The organism is Streptomyces sp. NPDC096205 (assembly GCF_044763135.1).
Taxonomy (GTDB): Bacteria; Actinomycetota; Actinomycetes; order Streptomycetales; family Streptomycetaceae; genus Streptomyces.
Window position 1 is genome coordinate 687432 of the sequence record NZ_JBIWFS010000001.1, and the last position, 17868, is coordinate 705299.

Consider the following 17868-nt stretch of genomic DNA (forward strand, 5'->3'; position numbering starts at 1 on the left):
CTGTCGTGGGGGATCTTCTGCTGGTCCGCCACGGCGAGACGGAGTGGAGCGCCACGGGACGCCACACCAGCTTCACCGACCTGCCCCTCACCCCCAACGGTGAGGGGCAGGCCAAGTCCCTGGCGCCGCTCCTGTCCGGCCGGACCTTCTCATCCGTCCTCACCAGCCCGCTCGCCCGCGCGGTGCGCACCGCCGAACTCGCGGGCCTGACCGGGGCCGTCACCGACCCCGACCTGCACGAGTGGGACTACGGCGGCTACGAAGGCATAACCACCGCCGAGATCCACCGCAGCCGCCCCGACTGGGACCTGTGGCACGACGGGGTCACGCCCGGCCCCGAGCACCGGGGCGAGAGCCCGGCCGAGGTCGGCCTGCGCGCCGACCGGGTGCTCGCCCGCACCGAGGACGCGCTCACCCGAGGCGACGTCGTCCTCGTCGCCCACGCCCACTTCCTGCGCGTCCTCACCGCCCGCCGCCTCGGCCTGTCGCCGGCGGAGGGCCGCCTGTTCCAGCTGGGCACGGGGACGGTGAGCCGGCTGTCGACCGAGCACGACCGGCCGGTGATCGCGGAGTGGAACACCAGGCCGTAAGCCGTGAGTTGACACCCGCTGTCCGGCCGGGTCAGAGTCGCCGCTGATGGAGATCAACGACCTGACCCCGGCCGAGCAGCGGGTGTGGCGGGCCTTTCCGCAGGGCCGGGCCGTGGACTTCCGCGAGACGGACGACCCCGAGCCCGCCGCCTGGGGGCCCGAACGGGCCGTGCGTGCCGAGGTGTTGCGGGCTCTGCTGCTCAACGGCCCGCAGCCGGACGGTGAGATACCGGCGCTCGATCTGGTGGGCGCCCGCGTCACCGGGCGGCTCGACCTCCAGTACGCGACGATCGAGCACCCGGTGCGGCTGCGGCACTGCCGCTTCGACGAACCGCCGCGCTGCCATGCCGCCCGGCTGCGTGAACTGAACCTGAGCGAGTCCGTGCTGCCGGGCCTGCTCGCCCCGACCGTCCACGTCGACGGCACGCTGCGGCTGACCCGGGCGCGGGTCGACGGGAGCGTCCGGCTCGGCGGTGCGCAGATCAGCGGCAGCCTCTACCTGGAGAGCGCCCGGATCGGCACACCTGATGCCGAGGAGCCGGTCCTCCAGCTCAACCAGGCTTCACTCGGTGCCGACCTGTGGGCGCCGGGGCTGCGCACACGGGGGCAGATCCGGCTCAACGGCGCGAGTGTCGCGGGCACGGTCAACCTCACCGAGAGCCACCTCGGCCACGCCGGAGCGACCGCCCTGGACGCCGAGACCCTCAGCGTCGAGGGCGACATGCTGGTACGGCACGCCGACGTGGAGGGGTGGGTCGGGCTGCGGGGCGCGCGGATCGCCGGGCGGCTCGACATGTCCTACAGCCGGCTCTCGCACCCGGGCCACACCGCGCTCCGGGCGAGCAGCTCCACCATCGGCGAGCTGTGGCTGCGCCAGGGCCCGGCCATGGAGGGCACGCTGAACCTGCGGCGGGCTCAGATCGACGTGCTGTTCCTGGAGCCGGAGACGGTGCCGGACGAGGTCCTGCTGAACGGGCTCGTGTACTCCTCCCTCACCCCGCAGGAGCCCGCCGAGCGCCGGCTGACGATGCTGGAGCGGGACCGCGACGGGTATGTCCCGCACGCCTACGAGCAGTTGACCGCGTCCTACCTGCGCATCGGCGACGAGCACGCCGCCCGGCTCGTACAGCTCGCCAAGCAGCGCAGGCACCGCACGACCCTGCCGTGGTACGGCCGGCTCTGGGGGCTCGTCCAGGACGCCACGGTCGGCTACGGCTTCCGGCCGCTGCGGGCGGCGGGCTGGCTGCTGTCGCTGCTGGCGGCGGGCTCGCTGGTGTACGGGCTGCACCACCCGGAACCCCTGAAGGCCGGGGAGGCGCCGGACTTCAACCCGGTCTTCTACACCCTCGACCTGCTGGTGCCGGTGATCTCCTTCGGGCAGGAGGGCGCCTTCGCGCCGCGCGGGTGGTACCAGTGGCTGTCGTACGTGCTGGTCATCACCGGGTGGATCCTCGCCTCCACGGTGGTGGCGGGTGTGAGCCGGTCGGTCAGCCGGCAGTAGCCGGTCAGGCCGACGGGATGCCGTACGCGTGCTCCACCCGCAGGCGCAGCACCAGGCGCCGGTCGCGGACCATGGCGGCGCGGTAGTCGTCCCAGTCGGGGTGTTCGCCCTGGACGTCGCGGTAGAGGCGGACGAGTTCCTCGACCGTGTCGTCGTGCGGATCGGCGGCGACGGGCGTGAGGTCGGCGGTGCCCTCGGCGACGGTGTAGGCCCGTCGGTCGGCGCTGGTGACGTGGTAGGACGCCCGGGGGTCGCGGCGCAGGTTGCGGGTCTTGGCGCGGTCGTCGGTGATCGACACGCGGATGATCCGCTCGTCGGGGTAGTAGGCGTGGCTGACATTGGACAGCTGGGGGCGGCCGTCCCGCTTGAGGGTGACGAGCACCCCGCTGTGGCCCTCGAAGAGCAGCTTGAGCAGTGCGTCCTGAGTCATGACTGCTCCAACCCGCCTGTGTGCGCACCGTATTCCCGTGGACGAGGCGAGTGGGTAGACAGTGTCTACCGCTCGCTGGTAGACACTGTCTATGCATGAGTCGGAGACGGGCCTGCGCGCCCGGTTGGTCGAGGTCGGCGTGGAGCTGGTGACGCGTGAGGGCGTCCAGGCGCTGACCCTGCGGGAGATCGCCCGCCGGGCGGGGGTCTCGCACGGGGCGCCGCGCCGCTACTTCCCCACCCACCTGGAGCTGCTGTCGGCCATCGCCCGGCGCGGGTTCGCGGACCTCGCCGAGCGCACCGCGCACGCGCTGGGCGGCGGCGACCCGCGCGAGCAGGTGGCGGCCCTGGCCCGGGTGTACCTGGAGTTCGCGCTGGACCGGCGCGGCATGTATGAGCTGATGTTCCGTCACGATCTGCTGGAGAGCGGCCATCTGGGGCTTCGGGACACCAGCCTGCCGCTGTTCGCCGCACTGGTGGAGCTGGTCGCGGCGGTACGGCCGGACGCCGACGCCCGCGTGGTCGCGGGGGCATTGTGGGCGAACCTGCACGGGATCGCCCAGTTGTGGGGCTGGGGCAGCCTCCAACTGGCCACCGGCGCACAGGATTTCGGTCCTGTGCTGAACGCCGCCCTGGACGCCCACCTCGGCCCTGTGAGCGACCGGTGAGGGCCCGGCTGACGCTGGCGAGCAGTGTGGCCGGCGCGGTGATCGTCGCCCTGGACGGCACGGTGCTCACGGTCGCGCAGCCCACGCTCCAGCGGGACCTCGGGGCGAGCTTCGCACAGGCTCAGTGGACCAGCACCGGGTATCTCGTCGCGGTGGCCGGGCTGCTGGTGTTCGGCGGCCGGCTCGGCGACCGCTACGGGCACCGGCTCCTGTTCGGCCTGGGCATGCTGGGCTTCGCCGCGACCTCGGCCGCGATCGGGCTCGCGCCGGGCATCGGGTGGGTGATCGCCCTGCGGGTCGTGCAGGGTGTGTGCGGGGCCCTGCTGCAACCGGCCACGCTGGGCATGCTGCGCACCGCCTACCCGCCGGACCGGCTGCGCACGCCGCTCGCCGTCCGCACGGCGGCCATCGGCCTGGCGGCCGCGGCAGGCCCCCTGCTCGGCGGGGCCCTGGTGACGGAGTGGGGCTGGCGGTCGGTGTTCTTCCTGAACGTGGCCCCGGCCCTGCTCTTCGGCGTCCTCGCCCTCACCGGCGTGCACAGGGAGAGGGAGCGCCCTCGCCCCACGCCCCGCCTGGATCTCCCCGGCGCCCTGCTGCTCGCCGTGGCGCTCGGGTGCCTGGTGCACGCCCTCGTCGGGATGCCCGACTCCGGGTGGACCGCCGCGAGCGGTGTCGCCCTGGCCGTGGCGGTCGCCGCGGGGGTGGGCTTCGTACGGCATGAGCGGCGGGCCGACGATCCGCTGGTGCCGGGGTCCCTGGTGGGGTCGCGGGCCATCGGGGCGGCGCTCGGGGTGCTGGTGGCGGCGTCGGCGGCGCTGCACGGGACGCTGTTCGCCTGTGTCTACCTCCTCCAGGACACCCTCGGTCTGGACCCCTTCGAGAGTGCGGTGCGCAGTCTGCCGCTCGCGGTGCTGATGGTGGCGGCCGCCGCGCTGTCCCCGCTGCTGCTGCGGCGGCAGGGCGCCCGGCGGGCCACCGCCGCGGCCATGGCCGTGCTCGCCACCGGCATCCTGCTGCTCGCCGGGGCGTCGTCCACACTGCCGCTCTGCACCGGGTTCGCGCTGGTGGGGGCCGGGTTCGGCACGGTGATGGTGGCGGCCACACAGGTCGTCGTACGACGGGCTCCCGCGGCGTCGGCCGGGGTGGCGGGCGGCCTGCAGCAGACCGCCCTGAACGTCGGCCCGGTGCTGGGCGTCGCCGCCGCGGCCGCACTCGTCGGGGCCGGCGGCCTGCGGCTGCCGCTGCCGGTGCTGGGCGGTGTGGCCGCGGTCGGGGCGGTGGCGGCGCTGCTGCTCCTGCCGGGAGTGGAGCCCGCCGCACGAGCCCAAAGTGCCGAGTCCGCCCGGCGCACGCCGGGCGCGCGTCACGATGGTGAGGAGGCGCACTTCACGGGCTCCGTGCGCGATCATGGGTGCTGAGGGCCTCCCGGCGGGGTAGTCCGTTCGCACCCCGTCGAACGGAACCGGAGGAGAGCGCGATGGCACAGCTGCGGCAAGAGGCCGAACCGAACGAGGCAGGGCTCGACACGCAGGCGCTGGACCGGCTGGACCGGCACTTCGCCCACGAGGTCGACGAGGGCCGCCTGCCCGGCTTCCTGGTGGCCGTGGCGCGCGGCGGCAGGGTCGCGCACCTCACGACGTACGGGAAGCGGGACATCGCGGCGGGGCTGCCCGTGGAGGCGGACACGCTGTGGCGGATCTACTCGATGACCAAGCCGGTGACGGCGGTGGCCGCGCTGATGCTCGTCGAGGAGGGCGGGCTGTCGCTGGACGACCCGGTCGCCCGCCATCTGCCCGCCTTCGCCGACCCGCGCGTGTACGTCGACGGGTCCGGGGCGGAGGTGAGAACCCGGCCGGCCGCCGGACCCATACGCGTGCGGCATCTGATGACCCACACCGCCGGCCTCACCTTCGGCTTCTACCACACCCACCCGGTCGACGCCCTGTACCGGGACGCGGGCCTGGAGTCGTCCGTGCCGCCGGGCAAGGACCTGGCGGAGACGATCGAGGTGTACGGGAGCCTGCCGCTGCAGTTCGAGCCGGGTACGCAGTGGAACTACTCCGTGGCCAGCAATGTGCTGGGGCGGATCATCGAGGTGGTGTCCGGGCGGTCGCTGGACGAGTTCTTCGCCGAGCGGATCTTCCGGCCGCTCGGGATGACGGACGCCGGTTTCCAGGTGACGGACGAACAGGCGCCGCGGCTTGCCGAGTTGTACGGCGAGCAGGAGGACGGCGGCATCGCGCCGGTGCCGGGGCTGCCGCTGCGCGGCGGGCGGCCCCGGTTCCTGTCCGGCAGCGGCGGGCTGGCGATGAGCGCCCACGACCTGCACCGGTTCATGGAGATGCTGCGCCGCCGGGGCGAGTTGGACGGCACCCGGCTGCTGGCGCCCGGCACGGTGGACCTGATGACCCGTAACCACCTGCCGGGCGACGCCGATCTGCGCTCCTTCGGCAGCCGGCCCGCCCATGACGTGCCCGGCAACGAGGGGGTCGGCTTCGGGCTCGGCGTCTCGGTGGTCATCGACCCCGCGCGCACCCGGACGCCCGCCGGGCTCGGCACGTACGGCTGGACCGGCGTGGCGTCCACGGCGTTCTTCGTCGACCCGGGCCGTGATGTGACGGTGCAGTTCCTGACGCAGGTGCGGCCGCGCGGCACCAGCAGCGTCTTCCCCGCCGTACGGCGGCTGGCCCACGAGGCGATCAGGGACTGAGCTGCGCCACCGCGTCCAGGTGGGGCAGCCGGTGGTCCATCCGCTCCCGCTTGGTGCGCAGATAGGTGATGTTGCTCTCGCACGGCGGGATCAGCAGCGGCACCTCCTCGGCGACCCGGATGCCGTGCCGGGTCAACGCCTCCCGCTTGAGCGGGTTGTTGGACATCAGCCGCACCGAGCGCACCCCGAGGTCGCGCAGGATTCCCGCCGCCACGCCGTAGTCGCGGGCGTCCACCGGCAGACCGAGGGCGAGGTTCGCCTCCACGGTGTCCAGGCCCTCCGCCTGCAGCGCCATCGCGCGCAGCTTGGCCAGCAGACCGATGCCGCGGCCTTCGTGCCCTCTCAAGTAGACGACCACGCCCCGGCCTTCGGCGGCCACGGCCCGCAGCGCCGAGTCGAGCTGGTCGCCGCACTCGCAGTGCCGCGAGCCGAAGGCGTCGCCGGTCAGGCACTCGGAGTGCAGCCGGGTCAGCACGTTCTCGCTGCCGAGGTCCCCGTGGACCAGGGCGACCTGTTCCTCACCGCGGTCGTGGTCGAGATAGCCGACCGCGGTGAATTGCCCGTACACCGTGGGGAGGGGGGCATTCACCACGCGTTCCACTCCGGTGCGGGGTGCGGACTTCTGGGCGAGTACGCCGAGCTTTTCTGTCATGATCTGTTCCTCAGCAGAGACGAAAGGCCGTGAAAAAGATGAGGGTCGGGGAGATATCGCCGTACGGTGTCGTGCCGGCGGACACCACCGAGGACGTGCGGGCGCGGAATGCGCGGATCGCGGTGCTGCCCGTGGGGAGTTTCGAGCAGCACGGTCCGTATCTGCCGCTGGCCACCGACACGCTCGTCGCCTGCGCGATCGCCGGGGAGATCGCCGCGGCGTACCCGGTGCACCTCCTTCCTGCGGTGACGGTGTCCTGCTCGCACGAGCACGCGGCCTGGCCGGGGACGGTCAGCATCTCCTCCGTGACCCTTCACGCGGTGGTACGGGACATAGCGGCGTCGCTCCGCCGGTCGGGCGTCGACACGCTGGTGCTGGTCAACGGACACGGCGGCAACTACGTCCTGGGGAATGTGGTCCAGGAGTCCTCCGCGCGCGGGGAGCGGATGGCGCTTTTCCCGGCCGCGGAGGACTGGGAGACGGCACGGGAGCGGGCCGGGGTGCACACCTCGCTGCTCACCGACATGCACGCGGGGGAAATAGAGACCTCCGTCCTTCTGCACACCCATCCTCAAATGGTGCGGCCCGGTTACGAGTCGGCCGATTTCGTCGCCGACGACCGGCGGCATCTGCTCACCGTGGGAATGTCCGCCTATACCGATTCGGGCGTCATAGGCCGTCCTTCCCTGGGCTCGGCGGAAAAGGGAAAGGCGTTGCTGGCGAGCCTGGTGGAATCCTTCGGCGCGTATGTCGCGCTGCTGGAGGGCGAGTCGTAGGCGCGGGTGCGCGGGCCGGTGTCCCGGCGCGCGGCGACGACCGCCGCGCCGGGCAGGCTCGCCGCGAGGCTCAGCACGCCGTAGACGACAGCGACCGCGAGTCCCTCGGCCGCGCCCAGACCGGCGGCCGCGAACGCCCATGCGGTGACGCCCTCGCGGGGGCCCCAGCCGCCGACGTTGAGCGGCAGCCCCATGGCGAGCAGCGCGAGCACCGCGAGCGGCAGCAGCGTGAACGCGGGTGCGCCGGCTCCGGCGGTACGGGCCGCCAGCAGGAACAGCGCGAGATGTCCGGCCAGCACGACGACCGAGGACCCCAGCACGCCGGGCCCGTTACGGCGGGACAGCAACGCCTCGCGAACCTCGGCCAGCAGGACGCGGCTTCGGGTGACGGGGTGCGGGTGGCTCGTGCGAGCAGTCGCGCGGACGCGGCCCGGCCGCAGGGCGAGGGCGATGGCGAGCGCGCCCGCTCCCGCGATGCCGGCCAGCTCCAGCAACTGCCGGGTCTCGTCGCGTACGGGGGACGGCACGGTCGCCAGGACGGCTCCGCCCGCGACGGCGAGCACCAGTTGTCCGGCGGTCCGTTCCAGCACCACGGCCCGCACGCCCCGGCCCAGGTCTCCCGCGCTCCGGCCGTGCCGCACGGCCCGGTGGACGTCGCCCAGGACCCCGCCGGGCAGGGCGGCGTTGAGGAACAGCGCCCGGTAGTAGTCGGCGACGGCCGCGCCCAGCGGGAGCCGGATCCCGAGGCCGCGCGCGACGAGCTGCCAACGCCAGGCGCTGCACACGGTGGTGACCAGGCCGATGCCCAGGGCCCCGAGCAGCGCGGGTCCGTCGATGCGCCGCAGCCCGTCGACGAAGACGCCGGTGCCCAGCCGCCAGGTGACGACGGCCAGGACGGCGAGCCCGGCGAGGGTGCCGGCGTGGGTGCGCAGCAGCCGGCCGGGCGTGGGCCGGCTGGGGTGCGGCGGCGCCTGCGCCTCGGTCGCTTGCGTCATGAGCGCGTGCCCGACGGCCGGGGCAGGGCCAGCAGGTCGGCGTGGTGGACGGTGACGTGGAGTTCGCCCAGGGCGAGGGAGGCGAGGCGGGACGCCAGATACGTTTCGGCGCGGGCCCGCAGTTCGGGGCGTTGCTCGACGGCGGCGCCGACCCAGCCGCGCAGCCACTGGGCGGTGAGGGCGGCGTCCGTGTCGCCGAGCCGCCAGGGGCTGGGCCGTATCTGGACGGTCGCGCCGCGTTCGGTGAACGCCTCGCACGCCGCGGTGACGGCGTCGGGGCCGAGCAGGCCGGTGCGCTGCTGGTGGGCGTTGAACGCGTCGGCGATCGTGGCGTCCAGCGGGTCGGCCGGGGTGAGGTCGATCCGGCCGACGACGGACAGCGTCAGCAGCGCCGGGCAGCCGGCCCCCGCGCAGGCGGCGGCCAGGGCCGCGGTCTCCTCGGCGGTGAGGACGTCCAGCAGCGCGGACGCCGTCACCAGCGAGGCACCGGCGAGGGCGTCCGGGGTGAGCCGGGCGACGTCCCCGCGGCGCGTCTCGACGGTGACCCGGCTGCCGTCGGCGGCGGCCTTGGGGGAGGCGACGGCCGCGAAGTGCAGCAGATAGGGGTCGCGGTCGTGCAGCACCCAGTGCTGGGCGCCGTCCAGCCGGGGTGCGAGCCAGCGGCCCATCGAGCCGGTGCCGCACCCCAGGTCGTGCACGACCAGTCCGCCCGGTCCCCGGCCCGGCAGATTCGCCAGCCGGATCCGCAGCGGGTCCAGCAGTTCCGCCGACCGTGCCGCCGCGTCGGCGCTCTCCCGCAGTTCCAGCCACTCGGGCGCGTACCGCGGCGGCTCGTCGGGCTGTGCCTCCCGCAGCCGTACGGTGTCCCGCTCGGGCGGACCCTCGACCGGACCGGCCCCGGGGATGACAGCGACACCCGCGATCGTCGGCTTGCTCATGCGGCCCTCCATGGTGCGGTCGGGAGCCGGTGCAGGACGCCGGCGAGGGTGCGGGCGGTAGTGGCCCAGCCGCCGAGAGCGGTGCGGCGGGAGCGGGCGGCGGACTTCAGGCGGCGTCGTACGTCCGGTTCGCCGAACCAGCCGCGGAGTTCGGCGGCGAGGGCGGCCGGGTCCTCCGGGGGGACGAGGATGCCGGGGACACCGCCGTCGGGGGCCCGGCCGACGGCCTCGGGGACCCCGCCGACATCGGTGGCCAGCACCGGGATGCCGCGCGCGAGGGCCTCGGTGACGGCCATGCCGTAGGTCTCGGCGTACGACGTGAGGACCATCAGGTCGGCGGCGGCGTAGCTCGCGTCCAGCGCGGCGCCCGCCTGCGGTCCGGCCAGGCGGACGCGGTCGGCGAGGCCGTGCCGGTCGATCAGGGCACGCAGGTGGGTGACGTACGACGGGTCCTGGGACAGGGCTCCGACGCAGGTGCAGCTCCACGGCAGGTCGCGGGCCGCGGCCAGGGCCTCGACCAGGCGGTGCTGCCCCTTGCGCGGGGTGACGGCGGCGACGCACAGCAACTGTGACACCCCGTCCGTGCCGGGGGCGAGCGGGGCGATGTCGGCGCCCGGCGGGGCCGCGTGGACGCGGTCGGGGGCGAGGCCGTGGTGGGCGACGAGACGGCGGACCGCCCAGTCGCTGGTGGCGATCACCGCGGCCGCCGCCCGCAGCACCTCCCGCTCACGGGCGTCGAGTTCGGCCGCCACCTCGGGCGCGAGCCCCGTCTCGTCGCCGAGCGGCAGATGCACCAGCACGGCGAGGCGCAGGCGGGAGGCGTGGGGGACGACGACCGCGGGGACGCCGCAGGCCACCAGGCCGTCCAGCAGGACGACCGCGCCGTCCGGCAACCGCCGCAGCAGCTGGGCGAGTTCGGCGCGGTGGGCCGAGTCGGGGCGGGGCCAGGTGCCGGGCACGAGGTGCCGGCGCACCTCCCAGCCGAAGCCCGGCAGGTCCAGGCCGACGCGCCGGTCGTAGGCGTTGCCGCCGCTGGGGGTGGCCGGGTCGGCGACGCCGCCCGGCATCACGAAGTGCACGGTCCGCAGGGTCATGGGCACCAGTTCCGTGCCGGGCGCGGACGGGCGGTCCACGGTCGTGTCGGTCACAGCTCACGCTCGTAGCTGGCCCAGGCGACGTGCGACTCGTGCAGCGTGACGGTGAGGCCCGCCAGGCCCTTGGCGCCCTCGCCCAGGGCCCCGTCGTGGATGCGTTCGGCGAGGCGGTCGGCGACGACCTTCGCCAGGAACTCGGTGGAGGTGTTGACGCCCTTGAAGTCCGGTTCGTCGTCGAGGTTGCGGTAGTTCAGCGCGGCGACGACCTCCCCGAGCTCACGGGTGGCCAGGCCGATGTCGACGACGATGTTGTCCTCATCCAGGTGCTCGCGCCGGAAGGTGGCGTCCACCAGGAACGTCGCTCCGTGCAGACGCTGCGCCGGGCCGAAGACCTCGCCGCGGAAGCTGTGGGCGATCATGAGGTGATCGCGGACGGTGATGCTGAACAACGGACGACCCTCCAGGTGCGGCGCGTCTGGTCCCCCGCCGTTCCCTGCCGGGGGATGCCGTGTAGTACGGCTCATCGCTTTCCCGTGTTCAGCCCCCTCTCACTCTTTTCTCAGGTCAGCGGCTCATGCGGATATCTCACCCGGTGGCACAGCGCCGGGATCTCCCCCGAGGCGAGCCGCGGCATGACGTCCGGGAGTTCGTCGAAGGCGGACTCGCCGGTGATCAGGGCGTCCAGGGCGGGGTCGGCGAGCAGGTCGAGGGCGAGGGCGAGCCGTTCGGCGTAGCTGCGGTGCGCGCGGGCCGGGGAGACGGTGCCGACCTGGCTGGCGCGCAGGGTCAGGCGCCGGGAGTGGAAGGCCTCGCCGAGCGGCAGGCTCACCTTCTGGTCGCCGTACCAGCTCAGTTCGATGATCGTGCCCTCGGGCGCGAGGAGTTCCAGGCCGCGGGCCAGGCCCTGTGCGGTGGCGCTGGCGTGGACGACGAGGTCGCAGCCGCCGAGGGCGTCCTCGGGCGCCGCGTAGCCGACGCCGAGGGCCTCGGCGGTCTTCGCGCGGGCCGGGTCGGTGTCGACGAGCTGCACACGGACGCCGGGGAAGCGGGCGAGGAGGGCGGCGACCGAGCTGCCGACCATGCCGCCGCCGATCACCGCGATGCGGTCGCCGACCAGCGGGGCCGCGTCCCACAGGGCGTTGACGGCGGTCTCCACGGTGCCGGCGAGCACGGCCCGTGCGGCGGGCACGGCGTCCGGTACGGGGGTGACGGCCGTGGCGGGGACGACGTAGCGCGTCTGATGGGGGTGGAGGCAGAAGACGGTACGGCCGAGCAGACGTTCGGGGCCCTGCTCCACCACGCCGACGCTGAGGTAGCCGTACTTCACCGGGCCGGGGAAGTCGCCCTCCTGGAACGGGGCGCGCATCGCGTCGTACTGACTGCGCGGCACCCCGCCGCGGAAGACCAGCGTCTCGGTGCCCCGGCTGATCCCGGAGTACAGGCTGCGCACCAGCACCTCGCCGTCGGCGGGGTCCGGCAGGGCCACTTCGCGTATCTCGCCGTACCCCGGAGCGGCGAGCCAGAACGCCCGTGCGGTGCGGTCCATCGGCATCCTCCTGAACGATCGGGAAGCTGTTCCCGTACGGGGATGTGCAGGCCGCGCACACGGTACGCGGCGTTGATCGACTCTGTCACACGGCCGGAGGATGTGCGGTGGCCCTGAACGACCCTTACGACGCGAGGCTGGTCCAGCAGGAGACCGCCGTGGGAGCGGGGGTGCAGCTGCTGCTGCTCGCCCTGCTCGGTACGGCGATCGGCATGGGCCCGGCGGGCTGGCTCACCGGGCTGGTCTTCGCGTTCGCCACCTGGGCGGTGCTCTCCCGCGCGCTGCACCGCACCCGGCCGCGCTCCTTCGGCCCGGCCAACCGGGTCACGCTCGGGCGGGCGATCCTGGTCGGCGCGGTGACGGCGCTGGTCGCCGACTCCTTCCAGAGTCCGCCGCCGCTCACGCTGTTCGTCGGGCTCACGGCGGTGGCGCTGATCCTGGACGGGGTGGACGGCAAGGTCGCCCGGCGCACGGGCACGTCGACGCCGTTGGGGGCGCGGTTCGACATGGAGGTCGACGCGTTCCTGATCTTGGTGCTGAGCGTGTACGTGTCGATGGCGCTCGGGCCGTGGGTGCTGCTGATCGGCGGCATGCGCTACGCGTTCGTCGCCGCGGCCCGCCGGTGGCCTTGGCTGAACGCGCCGCTGCCGCCGTCGACCGCCCGTAAGACGGTCGCCGCCGTGCAGGGAGTGTTCCTGCTGGTCGCGGCCTCGGACCTGCTGCCGCCTCCGGCGACGGCGGGGGTGGTGCTGGTCGCGCTGGGGGCGCTGGTGTGGTCCTTCGGGCGGGATGTGGTGTGGCTGTGGCGCCGGTCGCGGCCGCGGGCCGGGGCCCTCCCGCCGCAGCAGGTCCTTCAGACGTCGGCCCGTTAGGGGTCCTGTGGGTGCGCGGGTGCGGACCGTCCGCGCCGTTCCCGTCGCCCCTTCAGGGCGCGTCCCCTAGGGGCGCGGGGACTGCGCGAGCAGCGGACCGGTGAGCGGGCGGAGGCGGCGGCGCATCGGTCACCGGCCCGTCGGGATCTCGAAGTGCACGACGCCGTTCTCACGCTCGTCGTGCACGACCGTGCCCAACGACCGCCAGAACTCCTCCGCGCCGGGCACGCCCGGGTCGGTGTGCAGGTACACCGAGCGGTAGCCGCCGTCGGCGGCCGCGAAGGCGAGGAGTTCGCCGACCATACGGCGGGCCAGTCCGCGCCTGCGGTGCTCGGGGCGGACGTGGACGCGGCGCAACTGGGCCGTCTCCCCGGACGGGTAGCGCTCGGCGAGGTGCTTCGGGTTCGGCGGATGGGCGGGCCCGCGCGAGTCGAGCGCGCCCGTCGCGACGACGGCCGCGTCGGCCGGGTCCAGCGCCACGAGGAGGGTGTGCCGGGCGGGGGTCAGACAGGCGCCGGCCGGGTCGACGATGTCACCGTGCCACCGGGGCACGTAGCCGGTGCCGAAGTCGCGGTAGACGGTGTCGAGCATGAGAGCCCGGGCGCCGTCGACATCCTCCGGACCTGCCGTTCTGATGCAGTAGTCGACCTGAAGCACTTGCACAGTTTATGCAATAAGTAGAATCCCGTGATCAGCGGGATCAGGGGCGAACCGGCCCGCCGGGCGGGGCTGCCGCCGGGCGGGGCTGCCGCCGTACGGCCGACCGCGCACCGGCGGCCGGCCGTACGTCCGGCGACACTGAAGGGCGGTCAGCCCTTCTGCTCCACCCGCACCCAGTCCACCTCCGCCTGCACTCCCCCGGCCGCGATCCGGTCGACGCTGGACTGCGGCAGGCCCCAGTAGGGGCTCGTGACCTTGTTCCAGCCGGCGGGGTAGGCGCCGCCGAGGGCGAGGTTGAGGATCACGTACTGGTTGTGGTCGTAAACCCACTGACCCCGGGTCGCCTCCAGGGTGTCCCGGGTGGTCTCCTGGACCAGGCGGTCGTCGACGTAGAAGCGCAGGGCGGTCGGCGTCCACTCGACCGCGTAGGTGTGCCACTGGTCGACGCGGCCGCCGTTCGGGAACACCTGGCGGGCGCCGATGTTGCCGTCGGCGGAGTAGCCGGGGCCGTGCAGGGCGGTGCTGGTCCAGTCGGCGTAGCCGATGGCCTCCATGATGTCGGTCTCGCCGGAGGCCGGCCAGGACACCGAGGGGTTGTCGACGTTGCTGCCCAGCATCCAGAAGGCGGGCCAGAAGCCGTCGCCGACGGGGAGCTTCATCCGGGCGCTGACCCTGCCGTAGGTGAAGTCGAACTTGGTGTTGGTGTCGATGCGGCCGGAGGTGAAGTCGTAGGTGCCGCCGCCCGCCTGGGTGCAGCCCTTGCAGTACTTGGCACGCAGGACCAGGTTGCCGTTCTCGGTGCGGATCGTGTCGGGCGAGTCGACGTAGGCCTGCGACTCGCCGTTGACGGACCCCATCTCCGTGCCGGTGCGTACGACACGCCACTTGGAGCGGTCGAGGGAGGTGCCGGTGAAGTCGTCGAAGAAGGTGGTGCGGTACGTGCCCTGCTGCTCGCCGGGGAGCGCGGGGTAGGCGGCCGAGGCGCTGCCGCCGGTGCCCCAGACCTCGAACTCGTAGAGCGAGTAGCCGAATTGGGCGGTGTACGGGGCCGGGTTGTAGAAGGAGCGGCGTTCCTTGCCGAGCATCCGGACATAGCGGCCGGTGGCCGGCTGCGCCAGGCGTACGGTGTCCCGGCGGCCGGCCGCCTCCGCGGGGGCCTTCACGTCGGCGCGGCGGGCGGCGACCTCGGCGGCCGAGGGGCGGTACACCGTGCGCCAGGTGCGGTTGTCGTCGGAGACCTGCAGTTCGTAGTCGACGGCGTAGGCCGCCTCCCAGTACAGCTCGACGGTGTCGATGGTGGAGGGGGCGCCCAGGTCGACGGAGACCCACCGGTCGGTGTTCCAGTCGCTCGACCAGCGGCTGAAGTCGCCGCGCAGGTCGGCGGGGCGGCCGCCGTCGGTGATGAGGGCGGGCGAAGTACCCGCGTGCTGATAGAAGTTGGCGTACGCGGGGTGGTGCAGGGCGAGGTTGGTGCGGGTGGTGGAGGCGGGGGCCGGGGTGCCGCCGTACACCTTGAAGGAGAACAGGGAGTAGCCCCACGGGGTGCCGCGTTCCAGGCCGCGCAGTCTGAGGTGACGGCCCGTCACCTCCTTGGGGTACGTGTGGAAGGTGACCGAGCCGCCCGTGCCGGCGATCTCGGTGTGGAAGGTGCGCCAGTCGGTGCCGTTGTCGGAGACCTCCAGGACGTAGCGCTTGCCGTAGGCGGCCTCCCAGTCCAGGGCGACGCGGTCGATGCGCAGGCGCTGTCCGAGGTCGATGCGGATCCAGGCGTCGTCCGCGAAGTTGCTGGACCAGCGGGTGCCGGTGTTGCCGTCGAAGGCGAGGCCGGGTGCGGTGCCGGCGTTCTCGCTGCCGGAGGAGGTGACGGCGGCCGGGTTCGCGGTGTACGCGGCGGCCGCGAGGTCGGTGTCCCAGGCGGCGGCCTCGGCGGCGGGTGCCGCGGTGGCGGGAGCCTCGGCCAGGAGCGTGAGGGCGGGCGCCCCGGCGAGGAGGGTGAGGGCGGCCAGGGCGGTCAGGAGGGTGCGGGACGTGCGCTTCGACATGCGGCTCTCCCTGCGTGAGGTGGGGGTCGGGGGTGAAGGTTGGCGTGGAGGTTGGCGTGGAGGTTGACATGGAGGTTGGCGTGTACCTGACATTTCGCGAGCCGGTGCTCGCTGTGGTGAGGCCGCTGTGGGCGCGGGTCCCGGTCCGCGCCCACAGCGGGGCCTGTTCGCTCAGGCGGCCTTCGGCACCCGGTCCCGGTGGCCGCGGATGATCTCCGCGTACCGGTGGCCGGTGCCCTTGATGGTGCGCGCCTGGGTGCGGTAGTCGACGTGGACGAGGCCGAAGCGCTTGTCGTAGCCGTACGCCCACTCGAAGTTGTCCAGCAGCGACCAGGCGAAGTACCCGGCCAGCGGGGCGCCCCTGCGGGCGGCGGAGGCGCAGGCGGCGAGGTGCCGCTCCAGGTAGTCCTGGCGGCCCGGGTCGTCGATCGTGCCGTCGGAGCGGACGACGTCCGGGTAGGCGGAGCCGTTCTCCGTGACGTAGATCCGGCGGGCGCCGTACTCCTCGGTCAGCCGCAGCAGCAGCGTCTCGATGCCGGACGCGTCGACCTCCCAGTCCATGCCGGTGCGCGGGACGCCGGGGCGGCGGACGGCGCGGGCGTACGGGGCGGGGCCCGTGGGGTCGTCGGTGATGGTCTGCGGGAAGTAGTAGTTCAGGCCCAGCCAGTCCAGCGGGGCGGCGATGGCCGCCGAGTCGCCCGGCTTCTCGGGGAGTTCGACGCCGTACACCTCGCGCATGTCGGCCGGGAAACCACGGCCGTGGACCGGGTCGAGCCACCAGCGGTTGGTGTGGCCGTCCATCCGGCGGGCGGCGGCGAGGTCCTCGGGCCGGTCGGAGGCGGGGTGGATGGTGGAGAGGTTGTTGACGATGCCGATCTGCGCGTCCGGGGCCACCGCCCGGATCGCCTTGCTCGCCAGGCCATGGCCGAGCAGCAGATGGTAGGAGGCGCGGACCGCGGCCGTCAGGTCGGTCAGGCCGGGGGCCATCAGGCCCTCCAAGTGGCCGATCCAGGCCGAGCACAGGGGCTCGTTGAGGGTGGCCCAGTGGGTGACGCGGTCGCCGAGGCGTGCCGCGACCGTCTCGGCGTATGCGGCGAAGTGCTCGGCGGTGTCCCGCTCGGGCCAGCCGCCGCGGTCCTGGAGCACCTGGGGCAGGTCCCAGTGGTAGAGGGTGACGGACGGGGTGATGCCCGCCTCGAGGAGGGCGTCGATCAACTGGTCGTAGAAGTCGAGGCCCTTGGGGTTCACGGGGCCGTCACCGCCGGGGACGACCCGGGGCCAGGCGACCGACAACCGGTAGGCGTTGGTGCCCAGTTGCCGCATCAGGGCGATGTCCTCGCGCCAGCGGTGGTAGTGGTCGCAGGCGATGTCGCCGGTGTCGCCGTTCGCCACCTTGCCGGGTGTGTGCGAGAAGGTGTCCCAGATCGAGGGCGAACGGCCGTCCTCCGCCACGGCTCCCTCGATCTGATAGGCCGCTGTTGCCGTGCCCCACAGAAAGTCGTGCGGGAGTGCGGCGAGGTCGATGGTCACGGAAGTCCTTTCGGGAACGGTCACTTGACGGCCCCTGCCGTCAGACCGGCGACGAGATAGCGCTGCAGGAGGAGGAACCCGGCCACGACCGGGACGCTGACGACGAGCGAAGCGGCCATGATCTGGTTCCAGTACACGTCGTTGAGCGTGGAGTACCCCTGGAGGCCGACGGCGAGGGTGCGGGTGGCGTCGTTGGTCATCACCGACGCGAACAGCACCTCGCCCCAGGCGGTCATGAAGGCGTACACCGCGACCGCGATGATCCCCGGCACGGCCGCCGGCACGACCACCCGGAACAGCGCGCCCAGCGGCCCGCAGCCGTCCACCAGCGCCGCCTCGTCGAGATCGCGCGGCACCGAGTCGAAGTACCCGATCAACATCCAGATCGAGAACGGCAGCGAGAAGGTGAGATACGTGAGGATCAGCCCGCCCCGCGAGCCGAACAGCGCGATGCCGGTGGCGTTGCCGATGTTGACGTAGATCAGGAACAGCGGCAGCAGGAAGAGGATGCCGGGGAACATCTGCGTCGACAGCACGGTCACCGTGAACACGCGTTTGCCGCGGAAGGTGTAGCGGCTCACCGCGTAGGCGGCGAACACCGCGATCACCACCGAGCAGACGGTCGCCGCGCCCGCCACGATCAGCGAGTTCACGAAGTACTTGGCGAGCGGGACCGTCGACCAGATGTCGATGTACGGCCGGATCGTCAGCCCGCTCGGGATCCAGCGGAACTCTCCGGTGACGTCCGCGAGCGGCTTGAGCGAGCTGGAGACCATGACGTACACCGGCACGAGCACGAAGCCGGTGAGCAGGGTCAGGAAGACGCGCCGCGTCCACAGGAAGGAACGCGGGACCGCCATCGGGG

The 17868-nt window shown here is 73.3% G+C and carries 17 protein-coding genes and 1 pseudogene; 7 read left to right on the top strand and 11 right to left on the bottom strand.

Features of this window, described 5'->3' with window-relative positions:
* The first annotated feature begins 5 nt into the window (after positions 1 to 5).
* Positions 6 to 590 (top strand): histidine phosphatase family protein, encoded by a 585-nt coding sequence (locus ACIQ6Y_RS03135; protein ID WP_404032065.1) that lies wholly within the window; start codon positions 6 to 8, stop codon positions 588 to 590.
* A gap of 46 nt (positions 591 to 636) precedes the next feature.
* Positions 637 to 2091 carry a membrane-associated oxidoreductase gene (locus ACIQ6Y_RS03140; protein WP_404032068.1) on the top strand — a complete coding sequence of 485 codons (1455 nt, stop codon included), beginning with the start codon at positions 637 to 639 and terminating at the stop codon, positions 2089 to 2091.
* 4 nt (positions 2092 to 2095) lie between these two features.
* Here the strand turns inward: ACIQ6Y_RS03140 and ACIQ6Y_RS03145 are convergent, their stop codons facing one another.
* Positions 2096 to 2521, bottom strand: a complete 426-nt coding sequence (locus tag ACIQ6Y_RS03145; protein WP_404032071.1) for a PPOX class F420-dependent oxidoreductase — start codon at positions 2519 to 2521, stop codon at positions 2096 to 2098.
* A gap of 91 nt (positions 2522 to 2612) precedes the next feature.
* Here ACIQ6Y_RS03145 and ACIQ6Y_RS03150 point away from each other — a divergent pair, with 91 nt between their 5' ends.
* The 3 genes from ACIQ6Y_RS03150 to ACIQ6Y_RS03160 are packed head-to-tail and all read left to right on the top strand — an operon-like array spanning position 2613 to position 5898.
* A complete protein-coding gene (locus ACIQ6Y_RS03150) occupies positions 2613 to 3188 on the top strand; it encodes a TetR/AcrR family transcriptional regulator (protein WP_404032074.1) in 576 nt (191 codons plus the stop codon).
* Positions 3185 to 4606 (top strand): MFS transporter, encoded by a 1422-nt coding sequence (locus ACIQ6Y_RS03155; RefSeq protein ID WP_404032077.1) that lies wholly within the window; start codon positions 3185 to 3187, stop codon positions 4604 to 4606. Before ACIQ6Y_RS03150 ends, ACIQ6Y_RS03155 begins: the two co-directional genes overlap by 4 nt.
* Before the next feature lie 59 nt (positions 4607 to 4665).
* Positions 4666 to 5898, top strand: coding sequence for a serine hydrolase domain-containing protein (locus tag ACIQ6Y_RS03160; RefSeq protein ID WP_404032080.1), 1233 nt, complete (start codon positions 4666 to 4668; stop codon positions 5896 to 5898).
* On the opposite strand, the gene ribA is transcribed toward ACIQ6Y_RS03160, so the two are convergent.
* The gene (gene ribA / locus ACIQ6Y_RS03165) at positions 5888 to 6550 is read right to left on the bottom strand and encodes a GTP cyclohydrolase II (protein WP_404032083.1); all 663 of its coding nucleotides are present in this window, start codon (positions 6548 to 6550) and stop codon (positions 5888 to 5890) included. The genes ACIQ6Y_RS03160 and ribA overlap by 11 nt on opposite strands.
* 38 nt (positions 6551 to 6588) lie before the next feature.
* Between ribA and ACIQ6Y_RS03170 the strand changes: the two genes are divergently transcribed.
* On the top strand, positions 6589 to 7326 hold the full coding sequence (locus ACIQ6Y_RS03170; protein WP_404033671.1) for a creatininase family protein: 738 nt from the start codon (positions 6589 to 6591) through the stop codon (positions 7324 to 7326).
* 113 nt (positions 7327 to 7439) lie between these two features.
* Here ACIQ6Y_RS03170 and ACIQ6Y_RS03175 read toward each other — a convergent pair.
* The 5 genes and pseudogenes from ACIQ6Y_RS03175 to ACIQ6Y_RS03195 form a co-directional block, all read right to left on the bottom strand.
* A pseudogene (locus tag ACIQ6Y_RS03175) lies at positions 7440 to 8321 on the bottom strand (lysylphosphatidylglycerol synthase transmembrane domain-containing protein); the annotation flags it as partial.
* The gene (locus ACIQ6Y_RS03180) at positions 8318 to 9259 is read right to left on the bottom strand and encodes a methyltransferase domain-containing protein (RefSeq protein WP_404032086.1); all 942 of its coding nucleotides are present in this window, start codon (positions 9257 to 9259) and stop codon (positions 8318 to 8320) included. The pseudogene ACIQ6Y_RS03175 and the gene ACIQ6Y_RS03180, both read right to left, overlap by 4 nt.
* Positions 9256 to 10407, bottom strand: a complete 1152-nt coding sequence (locus tag ACIQ6Y_RS03185; RefSeq protein WP_404032089.1) for a glycosyltransferase family 4 protein — start codon at positions 10405 to 10407, stop codon at positions 9256 to 9258. The genes ACIQ6Y_RS03180 and ACIQ6Y_RS03185 overlap by 4 nt, the downstream gene beginning before the upstream one ends.
* Positions 10404 to 10802: a 6-pyruvoyl trahydropterin synthase family protein gene (locus tag ACIQ6Y_RS03190; protein WP_404032091.1), complete on the bottom strand. Its 399-nt coding sequence runs from the start codon at positions 10800 to 10802 to the stop codon at positions 10404 to 10406. The genes ACIQ6Y_RS03185 and ACIQ6Y_RS03190 overlap by 4 nt, the downstream gene beginning before the upstream one ends.
* A 110-nt stretch (positions 10803 to 10912) precedes the next feature.
* A complete protein-coding gene (locus tag ACIQ6Y_RS03195; protein ID WP_404032094.1) occupies positions 10913 to 11899 on the bottom strand; it encodes a 3-hydroxyacyl-CoA dehydrogenase NAD-binding domain-containing protein in 987 nt (328 codons plus the stop codon).
* Between the two features lie 107 nt (positions 11900 to 12006).
* Between ACIQ6Y_RS03195 and ACIQ6Y_RS03200 the strand changes: the two genes are divergently transcribed.
* Positions 12007 to 12771, top strand: a complete 765-nt coding sequence (locus ACIQ6Y_RS03200) for a CDP-alcohol phosphatidyltransferase family protein (RefSeq protein ID WP_404032097.1) — start codon at positions 12007 to 12009, stop codon at positions 12769 to 12771.
* Positions 12772 to 12900: 129 nt separating this feature from the next.
* Here the strand turns inward: ACIQ6Y_RS03200 and ACIQ6Y_RS03205 are convergent, their stop codons facing one another.
* The 4 genes from ACIQ6Y_RS03205 to ACIQ6Y_RS03220 all read right to left on the bottom strand — a co-directional run bounded on the left by ACIQ6Y_RS03205 (position 12901) and on the right by ACIQ6Y_RS03220 (position 17863).
* Positions 12901 to 13362, bottom strand: a complete 462-nt coding sequence (locus ACIQ6Y_RS03205) for a GNAT family N-acetyltransferase (RefSeq protein WP_404033673.1) — start codon at positions 13360 to 13362, stop codon at positions 12901 to 12903.
* A 218-nt stretch (positions 13363 to 13580) separates the two neighbouring features.
* Positions 13581 to 15473, bottom strand: coding sequence for a discoidin domain-containing protein (locus tag ACIQ6Y_RS03210; protein WP_404032100.1), 1893 nt, complete (start codon positions 15471 to 15473; stop codon positions 13581 to 13583).
* Positions 15474 to 15644: 171 nt separating this feature from the next.
* Positions 15645 to 17003 carry a GH1 family beta-glucosidase gene (locus tag ACIQ6Y_RS03215; protein ID WP_404032103.1) on the bottom strand — a complete coding sequence of 453 codons (1359 nt, stop codon included), beginning with the start codon at positions 17001 to 17003 and terminating at the stop codon, positions 15645 to 15647.
* A gap of 20 nt (positions 17004 to 17023) precedes the next feature.
* A complete protein-coding gene (locus ACIQ6Y_RS03220) occupies positions 17024 to 17863 on the bottom strand; it encodes a carbohydrate ABC transporter permease (protein ID WP_404032106.1) in 840 nt (279 codons plus the stop codon).
* Positions 17864 to 17868 lie beyond the last annotated feature (5 nt).

Coding starts and splice junctions, on each gene's coding strand:
- ACIQ6Y_RS03140 (WP_404032068.1), top strand. CDS start 637: ATGGAGATCAACGACCTGACCCCGGCCGAGCAGCGGGTGTGGCGGGCC.
- ACIQ6Y_RS03145 (WP_404032071.1), bottom strand. CDS start 2,521: ATGACTCAGGACGCACTGCTCAAGCTGCTCTTCGAGGGCCACAGCGGG.
- ACIQ6Y_RS03150 (WP_404032074.1), top strand. CDS start 2,613: ATGCATGAGTCGGAGACGGGCCTGCGCGCCCGGTTGGTCGAGGTCGGC.
- ACIQ6Y_RS03160 (WP_404032080.1), top strand. CDS start 4,666: ATGGCACAGCTGCGGCAAGAGGCCGAACCGAACGAGGCAGGGCTCGAC.
- ribA (WP_404032083.1), bottom strand. CDS start 6,550: ATGACAGAAAAGCTCGGCGTACTCGCCCAGAAGTCCGCACCCCGCACC.
- ACIQ6Y_RS03170 (WP_404033671.1), top strand. CDS start 6,589: ATGAGGGTCGGGGAGATATCGCCGTACGGTGTCGTGCCGGCGGACACC.
- ACIQ6Y_RS03180 (WP_404032086.1), bottom strand. CDS start 9,259: ATGAGCAAGCCGACGATCGCGGGTGTCGCTGTCATCCCCGGGGCCGGT.
- ACIQ6Y_RS03195 (WP_404032094.1), bottom strand. CDS start 11,899: ATGGACCGCACCGCACGGGCGTTCTGGCTCGCCGCTCCGGGGTACGGC.
- ACIQ6Y_RS03205 (WP_404033673.1), bottom strand. CDS start 13,362: ATGCTCGACACCGTCTACCGCGACTTCGGCACCGGCTACGTGCCCCGG.
- ACIQ6Y_RS03210 (WP_404032100.1), bottom strand. CDS start 15,473: ATGTCGAAGCGCACGTCCCGCACCCTCCTGACCGCCCTGGCCGCCCTC.
- ACIQ6Y_RS03220 (WP_404032106.1), bottom strand. CDS start 17,863: ATGGCGGTCCCGCGTTCCTTCCTGTGGACGCGGCGCGTCTTCCTGACC.